The sequence below is a fragment of the Ensifer adhaerens genome (assembly GCF_028993555.1).
GTDB classification, from domain to species: domain Bacteria; phylum Pseudomonadota; class Alphaproteobacteria; order Rhizobiales; family Rhizobiaceae; genus Ensifer; species Ensifer adhaerens_I.
Window position 1 is genome coordinate 2,375,976 of the sequence record NZ_CP118610.1, and the last position, 12,211, is coordinate 2,388,186.

Sequence of the window (12,211 nt, forward strand, 5' to 3'; positions counted from 1 at the left end):
ATCAGTTCGACTGACGGCGCAGGAACGCCGGGATTTCGAGCTGATCATCTTCGTGCGGGCGCGCCTGCTGCGAAACGCGACCGTGATCGTCAAGCTGGCCGCGACGCGGCGCATAGAGGCTCGCTTCCGGCGAGAGCGGCCGGCGCTGCTGGGAAGCAGCAGTCGGTGCGGAAGCCGTCATGTCGGCGGCCGCCGGGGTCTGTTCGCGGTCACGCAGGCCGAGCGAGCTGGTGATACGGTTGAGGAGACCCATCGGGCCACGCTCTTCCGCGATCGGGGCAGCTGGCTGCGCGCGGCGGTCCATCTCGGCCTTCACAACCGGCGGAAAGTCTTCGACCTTCGGCATGCGAACCTGTTCCGGCTGCTGGCGCATGACCGGAGCAACGGGCTCCTGGCGCATGACCGGCTGCGGCTGAGGCTGGACCTGAACCGGCTGCATCTGCGGCTGCGGCTGCGGCTGGCGCATGACCGGAGCGGCCTCTACCGGTGCTGCACCGGCGAAAAGCTTGCTCTGGGGACGGAAGTTCTCTTCATGCGCCGGCTGAACCGGGGCCGAAGCCTGTGCCTGGGCCGCGCGGGTCGCGATGTCCAGTTCCCGCTCCATTTCGGCTTCGCGGATGGCAGCTGCGATCTGGTCGGCGGTTGCCTGCGGCTGTACCGGCTGCTGCACCGGCTGGGCGACCGGCTGCTGCATTACCGGCTGGTGAACCGGGGCCGGCTGGTGCTGGGCGACCGGCTGGTGCTGCGGGGCCGGAACGGCGGCCGAGGGGCGAACGACAGGCTTGGCTGCTACCGGACGAAAGTCGGCGGAACGACCCGCCACCTCCGCGGCCGTACGGTCGATGCCGGTGGCAACGACCGAGACGCGGATCAGGCCTTCGAGTTCTTCGTCGAAGGTCGCGCCGAGGATGATGTTGGCATCCGGGTCGACTTCTTCGCGAATACGGGTTGCGGCTTCGTCGAGTTCGAACAGCGTCAGGTCACGGCCACCGGTGATCGAGATCAAGAGGCCCTGGGCGCCCTTCATCGAGGTTTCGTCGAGCAGCGGGTTGGCGATCGCGGCTTCGGCAGCGGCCAGTGCGCGGCCTTCGCCAGAAGCTTCGCCGGTGCCCATCATGGCGCGGCCCATCTCACGCATCACCGAGCGGACGTCGGCGAAGTCGAGGTTGATGAGGCCTTCCTTGACCATGAGGTCGGTGATGCAGGCAACGCCCGAGTAGAGAACCTGGTCGGCCATCGCAAACGCGTCCGCAAAGGTCGTGCGGTCGTTGGCAATGCGGAAGAGGTTCTGGTTGGGGATGACGATCAGGGTGTCGACCGACTTCTGCAGTTCGGCAATGCCCTGGTCGGCGAGACGCATGCGGCGCGCGCCTTCGAAATGGAACGGCTTGGTGACGACACCGACCGTCAGGATGCCCTTGTTGCGGGCGGCCTGGGCGACGATCGGAGCTGCACCGGTACCGGTGCCGCCACCCATACCGGCGGTGACGAAGCACATATGAGTGCCGTTCAGGTGATCGATGATCTCATCGATGCACTCTTCGGCGGCCGCGCGGCCGACTTCCGGCTGCGAACCGGCACCGAGACCTTCGGTAACGGCAACACCCATCTGGATGATGCGTTCAGCCTTGGTCATGGTCAGTGCCTGGGCGTCGGTGTTGGCGACGACGAAATCGACGCCCTGGAGGCCTGCAGTGATCATGTTGTTGACGGCGTTGCCACCGCCACCACCCACGCCAAAGACGGTGATGCGCGGCTTCAGCTCCGTGATATCCGGCTTCTGCAAGTTGATAGTCATTGTACCCGTTCCTTCTGTTTTCTGGCCGCCTTGCCGAGCCGGCCAAATCTTTCAAAGTCCTAGTTTGTCTTCACCCGGCCCCGTCCCTGTCGGTACCGGACACACTCAAAAGCTCTCTTTCAGCCACTGGCCCATGCGGGCGATGCGACCGTTGCCGGCGCCGAGCGCCGAGAACATGCCGCCGTGGGAGGCATGGGTCTCAAGGTCGGCGACCTGCGGATAGATCATCAGGCCGACCGCCGTGGAGAAGGCCGGTCCCTTGGCAGCCGCCGGCAGCCCGGAAACCCCGAGCGGACGGCCGATGCGAACATTGCGGGCGAGGATGCGGCGCGCCGCTTCCGGTAGGCCCGTCAGTTGGCTTGCGCCGCCCGTCAAAACGATGCGCTTGCCGACGATCGGGCTGAAGCCCGACCGCTGGATGCGATCGCGGATGAGTTCCAGCGTCTCTTCGATGCGGGCGCGCACAATGCGCGAGACAAGCGCGCGCGGCACGTGCGTCGGCTGGTCGCGGTCGTCTTCACCGATCGGCGGAACCGAGACGATGTCGCGCTCATCGGCGCTGTTGGGGAGCGCCGAGCCGTGCACGACCTTCAGCCGCTCGGCATCTTCGATGCGGGTCGAAAGACCGCGCGCGAGATCCGTCGTCACATGGTGACCGCCCAGGCTGACGGCGTCCGCGTGAACCAGCTTGCCTTCGGCAAAGACCGAGATCGTCGTCGTGCCACCGCCCATGTCGATCGCCGCGCAGCCGAGTTCGACTTCATCGTCGACGAGAGCGGCAAGACCGCTGGCATAGGGGGTCGCCACCATGCCCTCGACCGAGAGGTGCGCGCGGTTGACGCAGAGTTCGAGGTTCTTGAGCGCCGCGCGCTCGGCCGTCAGCACATGCATGTCGACGCCGAGAACGTCACCAAACATGGCGAGCGGATCACGGATGCCGCGCTCGCCATCGAGCGAGAAGCCCGTGGGCAGCGAGTGCAGGATGGCGCGGTCGGAACGCAGCGACTGCTGGCCGGCGGCCGAGAGCACCTTGCGCAGATCGTTGGCGTCGACTTCCTGGCCACCGAGATCGATCGTCGCGGTATAGACGTCGCTCTGCAGCCGACCGGCCGAAACGTTGACGATCATGCTGTCGATGGTAAGGCCGGCCATACGCTCGGCCGCATCGACCGCGAGCCGCACGACGCTTTCGACCGCATCGAGATCGGCGACGACGCCGTTCTTGACGCCCCGCGACTTCTGATGGCCGATGCCGATGATTTCGACATTGTGTGTGCGGTTCGGCAGGATCTGGCTTTCGGCGCGCGGCGTCAGCCGGCCGATCATGCAGACCACCTTGGTCGAACCGATATCCAGAACCGAGACGACGTGAGACCGCTTCGAAGAAAGCGGCTTCAGGCGCGGCAGGCCAAAGCTGGAGGACCCGAACAAACTCATATCCGCCCCTCTTTCTTCTTTTCGGTCTCCTGCGCCTTCAGCATTTTGTCCCTCGCCTTCAAGGCAACTTCGCGCCGGGTGACTGCACCCGGCGTCAACTGAACTGTGGTTCGATCCTGCAGCCTCAGATCCACGGCAGCGATGTCGCGCTCCAGGAGCTGATGCTGGCTTTCCATGTCGGAGAGCACCTGCATCGCCTGGGCGACGTCGTGCTCCGGCAACTTGACGATGATGCCGTTGTCGAGGCGCAGGTCCCAACGGCGACCGGCGACGCGAACGAAGGCCCTCACCCGCGAGCGGATCTCCGGCCAGCGGGAAAACTCGTCGTAGAAATCGGCAGCGGCCGTTTCGGCGTCGCGGCCGACGAAGAGCGGCAGGGCTGCAAACTTGTTGTCGCGCAGCGGTGCAATCACGCTGCCGCTGCGCTCGATCAGCGAAAGATCGGAGCCGTGCTGCCAGATGCCAAAGGCCTTGCGTTCGGTGAGGTTGACCTCGATCGTGCCGGGATAGACCTTGCGCACCGTCACACCCTGAACCCAGGGCATTTCCGCAATCAGCTTGCGGGCCTCGGCGATATCGAGCGCCACCAGCGACGTCGTGCCGTCAAGACCCAGCTGCTGGAGGATGTCGATCTCTGACGTCTGGTCGTTGCCGGAAACCTTCACGTCTTCGATTGCAAACCCCGCGGCCGTGGTCGAGGCCTGCGCGAAGTTCTGCGTATGACCGCCGAGCGACATGCCGTAGAAGCCGGTGGCGGCAAAAAAGGCGAGCGCCGAGATCGTGCCGGTATGGGCCGGAAAGCGAATGCGGCCAGCACCAAGGCTGACGAAGAAGCGCACGACACGGCGGAGCGGACGCGGCAGTACACGGCCGCCGTCCACGTCGACGGCTGCATCGCCATCGAGGTGACGAACCCTCTTGCCCCTTCTGCCCCTCAACGCAAACACGACGCTTCCTCCACCATCCAACTCAAAAACTCACCGAAACTGTAGCCGGCATGTGCCGCCATCTCGGGCACCAGGGAGGTAGGCGTCATGCCGGGCTGGGTGTTGATTTCCAGCCAGATCAGCTCGCCCTCATCGGAGGAACTGTCATCGAAACGAAAGTCGGATCGGCTGACGCCCCGGCAACCGATTGCCTGATGCGCCTTCAGAGCGAGTGTTTGTATTTTTTGGTAAATATTTGGTGAAATCTGTGCCGGAATGACGTGGCGGGAACCACCTTTTACGTACTTGGAGTCGTAATCGTAGAAGGCATGCCCTTGCGGGATGATTTCGGTTACGCCAAGGGCCTTGTCGCCCATGACACCACAGGTCAATTCGCGTCCGGCGACATAACGTTCGACCATGATTCGGTCGCCATATCGCCATTCGCTCGAGGTCACCACCTGCGGCGGATGCGACTGATCTTCCTTGACGATGACGACGCCGAAGCTCGAGCCCTCACGAACCGGCTTGACGACATAGGGCGGCTTCATCGGATGCTTCGGGCCGAAAGCGTGGCGATCCATCACCTGCGCGTCAGCAACCGGAATGCCGGAGGCGGCCGCAACGTGCTTGGCCTGCGCCTTGTCCATGGCAAGCGCCGAGGCGAGCACGCCGGAGTGCGTATAGGGAATTTCCAGATATTCGAGGATACCCTGGATCGTGCCGTCCTCGCCGAACGGACCGTGAAGAGCATTGAAGGCAACGTCCGGCCGCAGTGCCGCGAGCACCTCAGCCACATTGCGATCGACATCGATTCGGGTGACGCGATAGCCGGCAGCCTCCAGGGCATCCGCACAGGCAGCCCCGGACGACAGGCTAACCGGTCGCTCCGAAGAAAATCCGCCCATCAGGACAGCCACATGCTTGCCGCTCATTCAAACCCCCAGACAATACGCCACTATCGCAAGGTTTCCTTGCGTCTGGCTGATTCCGGTCCCCGCGAGTCACCGGTGCCATTGGGATCAGTAGAACGTCATTAAGGTTAACGAAGCGTTTACTTTCGTTAACCTTAGTCAGGAAACGAAACACGCGCCGCCTGTGTACTTGCGCGGGCGAAAACGCATTTTAGCGAGAGATCAAAGGGTTGCGAAGCAATCCTGAATCGAATGCATAACAAGCAAAAAAAAAATGTAAAACCCGCTGCGCAGGGCAGCGGGTTCGTTGCCTGAACGCATCTGAACCTTGATCAGTCGTCGTCGCCGACGATCTTCCAGACGATGCCGGCGATTGCCGCACCGACGATCGGCGCCACCCAGAACAGCCACAATTGCTGAATGGCCCAGCCGCCGACGAAGAGCGCCTGGCCGGTCGAGCGGGCAGGATTGACCGACGTGTTCGTGATCGGGATCGAGACCAGGTGAATAAGGGTGAGCGCCAGGCCGATGGCGATCGGTGCGAAGCCGGCCGGCACGCGGCCATGGGTGGAGCCGAGGATGATGAACAGGAAGAAGAAGGTCAGCATCACTTCGGCGACGAGTGCTGCGGTCAGCGAATAGCCGCCCGGTGAATGCTCAGCGAAGCCGTTGGCCGCGAACCCGCCGAGCTCAAAACCGGCTTTGCCGCTGGCAATCAGATAGAGCACGGCGGCAGCGGCAATCGCGCCCAGCACCTGGGAGATGACGTAGCCGACGAGCTTGTGAGACGGAAATTTGCCGGCAACCATCAGCCCAACCGAAACGGCCGGATTGAAATGCCCGCCAGAAATGCCGCCGACGGCATAGGCCATGGTGAGTACGGTGAGACCGAAAGCAAAGGAAACGCCGAGCAGGCCGATACCGACCTCTGGAAAAGCAGCAGCCAGCACCGCACTGCCGCAGCCGCCGAAAACGAGCCAGAATGTACCAAGAAATTCCGCAGAAAGCCTTTTGAACATGCATTTGCTCCTGAAAAACGAAGCCGATCGCTTCGGTTGCCGAGAGTTTGCCACAATTTGATTCTGGTCAAGCCGGGTTGTCCGGCAGAGCCGAGCGCCCGCAAAAGGCGAGAATGCGTCGCTGCAGGCCCACATTTGCCTTAAGAAAAGGCAAGCCAAGACCCGTTTCAGGAGAGCTATGCGCTGACGGAATATTGCTGCGCGCGACGCCGTAATCGTTCGCATTTCTTACGAATTCGGGGTTTCGTCATGCCGAAACTTGCGTTAAGACGCCCGCAACCGCCTCCCAAGACGGCCTTATATCCATAGGAACTCTGATAATGACAGACGCGACAACCTCCCTGTCGCCGAAGGACAATGCATCGAAGCACGCGGCAGTGAACTCTCCTGCCCGGGTGCTGTTCGCAAGCCTCGTCGGCACGACCATCGAATTCTTCGACTTCTACGTTTACGCCACCGCTGCGGTGCTGGTGTTCCCGCACCTGTTCTTCCCGACCGCCGACCCGACCTCGGCGATGCTGCAATCCTTCGCGACCTTCTCGATCGCCTTCTTTGCCCGCCCATTCGGCGCCGTGGTCTTCGGTCACTTCGGCGACAAGGTCGGCCGCAAGGCGACGCTGGTGGCGGCACTGATGACCATGGGCATTTCCACCGTCGTCATCGGCCTGCTGCCGACCTATGCATCCATCGGTGTTGCAGCACCGCTGCTCCTGGCGCTGTGCCGCTTCGGCCAGGGCCTCGGCCTTGGCGGTGAATGGGGCGGCGCCGTGCTGCTCGCCACCGAAAACGCGCCCGAAGGCAAGCGCAGCTGGTACGCCATGTTCCCGCAGCTCGGCGCCCCGATCGGCTTCATCCTTTCGGCCGGCACCTTCCTCATCCTCGGCGAAGTGATGAGCGACGAAGCCTTCCTCGCCTGGGGCTGGCGCGTGCCCTTCATCGCCAGCATCCTGCTTGTCGCCGTCGGCCTCTATGTCCGCCTGAAGATCACCGAAACGCCCGAATTCCAGAAGGCGGTCGACAAGCACGAGCGCGTGCAGGTGCCGATCGCCGAGATTTTCCGTTCGCACAAGCGCAGCCTGGTGCTCGGCACCTTCGTGGCACTCGCCACCTTCGTGCTCTTCTACCTGATGACGGTGTTCTCGCTGTCCTGGGGCACGGCGAAGCTCGGCTACTCGCGTGAGCAGTTCCTGGTCGTGCAGATGACCGGCGTCGTCTTCTTCGGCCTGATGATCCCGGTTGCCGGCATCCTTTCGGACCGGTTCGGCCGCCGCCTGGTGCTGATCCTCACCACCATCGGCATCGGCGTCTTCGGCCTCTTCATGGCACCGTTGCTTGCGGGCGGCCTTGGCGGCGCCTTCCTGTTCTCGATCATCGGCCTCGGCCTCATGGGCCTGACCTATGGCCCGATCGGCGCAGCGCTCGCCGCCCCCTTCCCGACCTCGGTGCGCTACACCGGCGCCTCGATGACCTTCAACCTCGCCGGCATCTTCGGCGCGTCGCTGGCGCCTTACATCGCCACCTGGCTCGCCACCAACTACAGCCTGGAATATGTCGGCTACTACCTGCTGGCCGCCGCCGCCATCACGCTGCTTTGCCTGGTGCTGTCGACGGAAGAAGAGGTCTCGGCCTGATATCGGACTGGCTGTGCAACGCGCGGCCGCCAATAAACAGGAAGGGCCGCAGCGGCAACGCTGCGGCCCTTCATTTTTCGCCGGCTCATTCGGGAGTTTCCAGCCGTCGGCCTAGCCTGAATTAGCTCCGCTGGCGATGGCTGCATGCCCAACGGATGAGCGAAAGCGTCCCAGCACCGGACGGCCCCCTGTAAGCCAGTTCACTGTGCCCCCAAGAGGTCTGGATCCTCGCCGCAGTCGCCAGTCATTGCGCAACTTGAGCCGATCTGACGCGCAGTCTTGGGAAGTCGGGCAACCAGCTCGCAACGATGCATTGATTCAGCAAAAAGGCTATCGACTTGTGTGCCGTCGATCACGATCACGCCGTTTCGAATAGCTGGTTGAATGCCCTTCGAGATCGATATTGCAATAAGCCTGATTGCAATATTGGCGTAGTGGCATGGTCCCATAGAAAGCCCGATCCGCTGCCAGTTGGGGTCCGTTGCCAAGGTGACTGTTAGCCCCTCCGGCCGGTCGTAGACCTTGGCCATAAGGTCCAGGAAATCGCCGTCCTTCACCTGGATCTGCTCGGCCAATTTGGTGAGTTCGACCCGGTCGCCTGATTTCACGAAGTCGGCAATCTTGGCTTCGAGAGGTTGCGCTTCAGCACCGTCAGCAAGCGAAGCCACAGCAGCTTGCAGCCGAACCTCATCCATAGCCTGGGCCGGCACAAAGAGTGCGAAATTGACCAAAAGAACGCCAAAAAGGAGCGACTTCGCGTACGATCGTTTCAGCAGGTAACTCACTAGGCCTTCTCTCCCTGGTCGCCATAGCTGTATGTACGAGACAGCACACTCCGCCAGAAAGTAGAGAGCTGTTGAATGGATGCTCGGGTCAGGCACGCGCATGACAGAGTGTGAACGAACACGACTACCCCAAAAGCAAAAGGGCCACAGCGTCTTCGCTATGGCCCTCCGCAATCATTTCTCAAAGCCGTTCAGGCGATGCCGCGGCCGAGGAATTCCTTGATCTCGTAGCCCGGCATGAAATTGCCGATGCGCTTGATCTCCCATTCGAGCCGGACGCCCGAATGTTCGAGCACCTGCTGGCGCACGGTCTCGCCGAGATATTCGAGCTCGTAGCCGGTCGCCTGTCCGGTATTGATCATGAAATTGCAGTGCAGCGGCGACATCTGCGCGCTGCCAACCATGAGCCCCCGGCACCCCGCCTCGTCGATCAGCTTCCAGGCCGAGTGGCCCTCCGGGTTCTTGAAGGTCGAACCGCCGGTCTTTTCGCGGATCGGCTGGACCGTCTCGCGATGTTGGCGCACGGCATCCATGTCGGTGCGGATCTTGTTCTTGTCCTCGGCGTAACCTTCGAAGACCGCGTGGGTGAAGATCAGGTCCTTTGGTGCCGACGAATGACGATAGGCGTAGCCCATGTCGGCATTCGACAGCACATGCTGGTTGCCCTGGCGATCGATGGCATGGACTTCAACCACACGCTCACGGGTCTCCGTGCCGTTGGCGCCGGCGTTCATGCGCAGCGCGCCGCCGAGCGAGCCGGGAATGCCGTAGAAGAAGTAGAAGCCGCCGATGCCGTGATCGAGCGCCATGGCCGCGATGTTCTTGTCCGGGCAGATGGCACCGGCCTTGATGCGATTTTCGCCGACGAGCTCGAGATCGCCGAAGCCTTTGGCCGAGAGACGGATGACGACGCCCGGAATGCCGCCGTCTCGCACGAGCAGGTTCGAGCCGACGCCGACCACCATGACCGGCACTTCGGCCGGAACCAGCTTCAGGAAGGTGACGAGATCATCCGTGTCGTGCGGCTGGAACATCAACTCGGCAAGGCCGCCGGCGCGGAACCAGGTGACACGATCCATCGGTGCATCGGGCGTGATGCGGCCGCGCACGGCGCTGACACCATTTCCGAGCGATTCCAGTAGTTTCTGACCGTTGACCTGTTTCATGCTCAAATTCCTGAAATATCCGCGAGTTCCTTGGGCAGGGCAGCCGCCCAGTAGGTGATGCTGCCAGCCCCCAAGAGAACCACAAAATCGCCGGGCTGTGCAATCTTGCTGACAACCGGTGCGATTGCTTCCGCACCGGAGACGTAACGGGCGTCACGATGACCGCCGGCCTTGATGCGATCCACCAGCTCCTCGGCCGTCGCGCCCGGGATCGGCTCTTCGCCGGCCGCATAGACCGGCGCGATCAGGATCGTGTCGGCATCGTTGAAGCAGGCGGAGAATTCCTGGAACAGGCTCGAAAGACGGCTGTAGCGATGCGGCTGGTGCACGGCGATGATTCGGCCCTGGCAGGCCTCGCGCGCGGCCCTCAAGACCGCCTTGATCTCAACCGGATGGTGGCCATAGTCGTCATAGACGCGCACGCCGTTCCATTCGCCGGTCAGCGTGAAGCGGCGCTTGACGCCGCTGAAGGAGGCAAGGCCCTTGGCGATCGCTTCCGGGCTGATGCCGAGGCGCTGTGCAACTGCAATCGCCGCGGTCGCGTTCGATACGTTGTGGCGCCCGGGCATCGGCAGGCGCAGATCCTTCATCGGGATCACCTGGCCAGTGCGGCGACGACGGATCTCGATGTCGAAGATCGAAGTGCCGTTCTCCATGCGGATGTTGTGGAAGCGCACGTCGGCCTGCGGGTTTTCACCGTAGGTGACGACCTTGCGGTCCTCGATCTTGCCGACCATGGTCTGCACTTCCGGGTGGTCGAGGCAGAGCACGCCGAAGCCGTAGAAGGGCACGTTCTCGACGAACTGGCGGAAGGCCGCACGCACCGCGTCGAAATTGCCGTAGTGGTCGAGATGTTCGGGATCGATATTGGTGACGATGGCCACGTCGGCCGGCAACTTCAGGAAGGTGCCGTCGGATTCGTCGGCCTCCACCACCATCCACTCGCCCTCGCCCATGCGGGCATTGGTGCCATAGGCATTGATGATGCCGCCATTGATGACGGTCGGATCAAGGTTGCCGGCTTCGAGCAGCGCCGCGACCATGGAGGTCGTCGTCGTCTTGCCGTGCGTGCCGCCGATTGCGATCGCGTTGCGGAAGCGCATGAGCTCGGCGAGCATTTCGGCGCGGCGCACCACCGGCAGGAACTTTTCCCGCGCGGCGATCAGTTCCGGATTGTCCTTCTTGATCGCGGTCGAAACGACGATCACTTCGGCGTCGCCGAGGTTTTCAGCCTTGTGGCCGACGAAGACCTCGATACCCTTGGCGCGCAGGCGCTGCACATTGGCGCTGTCGGCCTGGTCGGAGCCCTGCACGCGGTGGCCGAGATTGTGAAGAACCTCGGCGATGCCGCTCATGCCGATGCCGCCGATACCGATGAAATGGACCAGCCCGATGGTTTTCGGCATTTTCATGAGCGTGTTTCCCTGAATTTCTCGACTGTCAAACCGCTGGCAATAGCCTCTACGAGGGATGCAAGCAAGCTTGCTGCATCCGGCTTGCCGGTTTCGCGGGCGTTTGCGGCCATCTGGGCGAGCGATTGCGGGTTGCCGATCGCGTCCTTGAGGATGCCGGCGAGACGGTCTGCGGTAAGCTCGCTCTGCGCGATCACCCGCGCGCCGCCCTTGGCGGCAAGCGCTGCGGCATTGGCCGCCTGGTCGTGGTCGAGCGCGTAGGGATAGGGCACCAGGATCGCCGGACGGCCGATGACCGAAAGCTCCGAAACCGTGGAGGCGCCGGAGCGGCAAATGACGAGTTGCGCGCCCGCGATACGCTCGGCCATGTCGGTGAAGAATGGCGAAACCTCGGCCGGAACGCCAAGCTGCTGATAGGTCGCGATCACGCCGTCCCTGTCTTCCGGCCGCGCCTGCTGCGTCACCTTGAACCGCTGGCGAACGTCGTCCTCGAGCCGGCAGATCGCCTGCGGGACCGCCTTGGAGAAATACTGCGCGCCCTGGCTGCCGCCGAAGACGACAAGATGGAACGGCGCGGCGCCGCTGGCGACGGCATAGGGCGAATTGGCGGCGGCCAGCACGGCCGGTCTCACCGGATTGCCGGTTGTCACGGTCTTCGCCGCAAAGGCGCCGGTGCCCTCGGGCAGGAAACCGCCGGCAATCGCCTTGACGCGCGAGGCCAGCGCCTTGTTGGCACGGCCCATGACCGCATTCTGCTCGTGGATGATCGACGGCACGCCCATGCCGGTGGCGGCCAAGAGCGGCGGCACTGTCGGATAGCCGCCGAAACCGACGACGGCCTTGGGCTTCAGCCGCGCGATCAGCTTTCGCGCCGCGCGCATGCCGGTCCACAGCGTCCACAGCGATTTTGCCACGCTGATCGGGTTCTTCGAGCCGATCGTCGCCGAGGGCACCACATGCACCTCGTCGGCCGGGAACTTGCCGGCATAACGCTCGGCGCGGCTGTCGGTGACGAGATGGACCGAATAGCCGTTGGCCTTCAGTTCGTGGGCCAGCGCCTCCGCCGGAAAGAGATGGCCGCCGGTACCGCCGGCTGCGAGCAGGATGATGCCTTTAGTCATAT

10 protein-coding genes are annotated in these 12,211 nt (G+C 63.1%); 1 reads left to right on the forward strand and 9 read right to left on the reverse strand.

Annotation, left to right across the window (positions count from 1 at the left end):
- Position 1 precedes the first annotated feature (1 nt).
- The 5 genes from ftsZ to aqpZ all read right to left on the reverse strand — a co-directional run bounded on the left by ftsZ (position 2) and on the right by aqpZ (position 6,094).
- Positions 2 to 1,798: a cell division protein FtsZ gene (gene ftsZ, locus PWG15_RS11655; RefSeq protein ID WP_275019932.1), complete on the reverse strand. Its 1,797-nt coding sequence runs from the start codon at positions 1,796 to 1,798 to the stop codon at positions 2 to 4.
- Between the two features lie 105 nt (positions 1,799 to 1,903).
- Entirely contained in the window at positions 1,904 to 3,235 is a 1,332-nt protein-coding gene (ftsA, locus tag PWG15_RS11660) for a cell division protein FtsA (protein WP_113540714.1), read from the reverse strand.
- A complete protein-coding gene (ftsQ, locus tag PWG15_RS11665) occupies positions 3,232 to 4,182 on the reverse strand; it encodes a cell division protein FtsQ (protein WP_275019933.1) in 951 nt (316 codons plus the stop codon). Before ftsQ ends, ftsA begins: the two co-directional genes overlap by 4 nt.
- Positions 4,170 to 5,096: a D-alanine--D-alanine ligase gene (locus PWG15_RS11670; RefSeq protein WP_275019934.1), complete on the reverse strand. Its 927-nt coding sequence runs from the start codon at positions 5,094 to 5,096 to the stop codon at positions 4,170 to 4,172. The genes ftsQ and PWG15_RS11670 overlap by 13 nt, the downstream gene beginning before the upstream one ends.
- A 311-nt stretch (positions 5,097 to 5,407) precedes the next feature.
- Entirely contained in the window at positions 5,408 to 6,094 is a 687-nt protein-coding gene (aqpZ, locus tag PWG15_RS11675; RefSeq protein WP_275019935.1) for an aquaporin Z, read from the reverse strand.
- Positions 6,095 to 6,414: 320 nt separating this feature from the next.
- On the opposite strand from aqpZ, the gene PWG15_RS11680 reads away from it, so the two are divergent.
- Complete coding sequence (locus PWG15_RS11680) at positions 6,415 to 7,725, forward strand: MFS transporter (protein WP_275019936.1); 1,311 nt, start codon at positions 6,415 to 6,417, stop codon at positions 7,723 to 7,725.
- 200 nt (positions 7,726 to 7,925) lie between these two features.
- On the opposite strand, the gene PWG15_RS11685 is transcribed toward PWG15_RS11680, so the two are convergent.
- From PWG15_RS11685 to murG, 4 genes are all read right to left on the reverse strand, one after another.
- On the reverse strand, positions 7,926 to 8,510 hold the full coding sequence (locus PWG15_RS11685; protein ID WP_275019937.1) for a hypothetical protein: 585 nt from the start codon (positions 8,508 to 8,510) through the stop codon (positions 7,926 to 7,928).
- A gap of 191 nt (positions 8,511 to 8,701) precedes the next feature.
- A complete protein-coding gene (gene murB, locus PWG15_RS11690) occupies positions 8,702 to 9,676 on the reverse strand; it encodes a UDP-N-acetylmuramate dehydrogenase (RefSeq protein WP_275019938.1) in 975 nt (324 codons plus the stop codon).
- A 2-nt stretch (positions 9,677 to 9,678) separates the two neighbouring features.
- Positions 9,679 to 11,088 (reverse strand): UDP-N-acetylmuramate--L-alanine ligase, encoded by a 1,410-nt coding sequence (gene murC / locus PWG15_RS11695; protein WP_275019939.1) that lies wholly within the window; start codon positions 11,086 to 11,088, stop codon positions 9,679 to 9,681.
- The gene (gene murG / locus PWG15_RS11700; protein ID WP_275019940.1) at positions 11,085 to 12,209 is read right to left on the reverse strand and encodes an undecaprenyldiphospho-muramoylpentapeptide beta-N-acetylglucosaminyltransferase; all 1,125 of its coding nucleotides are present in this window, start codon (positions 12,207 to 12,209) and stop codon (positions 11,085 to 11,087) included. Before murG ends, murC begins: the two co-directional genes overlap by 4 nt.
- Positions 12,210 to 12,211 lie beyond the last annotated feature (2 nt).

Excerpts from the sequence above, each read along its gene's own strand:
- murC (WP_275019939.1), bottom strand. The coding sequence starts at position 11,088 with ATGAAAATGCCGAAAACCATCGGGCTGGTCCATTTCATCGGTATCGGC.
- aqpZ (WP_275019935.1), bottom strand. The coding sequence starts at position 6,094 with ATGTTCAAAAGGCTTTCTGCGGAATTTCTTGGTACATTCTGGCTCGTT.
- ftsZ (WP_275019932.1), bottom strand. The coding sequence starts at position 1,798 with ATGACTATCAACTTGCAGAAGCCGGATATCACGGAGCTGAAGCCGCGC.
- PWG15_RS11670 (WP_275019934.1), bottom strand. The coding sequence starts at position 5,096 with ATGAGCGGCAAGCATGTGGCTGTCCTGATGGGCGGATTTTCTTCGGAG.
- murB (WP_275019938.1), bottom strand. The coding sequence starts at position 9,676 with ATGAAACAGGTCAACGGTCAGAAACTACTGGAATCGCTCGGAAATGGT.
- PWG15_RS11680 (WP_275019936.1), top strand. The coding sequence starts at position 6,415 with ATGACAGACGCGACAACCTCCCTGTCGCCGAAGGACAATGCATCGAAG.
- murG (WP_275019940.1), bottom strand. The coding sequence starts at position 12,209 with ATGACTAAAGGCATCATCCTGCTCGCAGCCGGCGGTACCGGCGGCCAT.
- ftsA (WP_113540714.1), bottom strand. The coding sequence starts at position 3,235 with ATGAGTTTGTTCGGGTCCTCCAGCTTTGGCCTGCCGCGCCTGAAGCCG.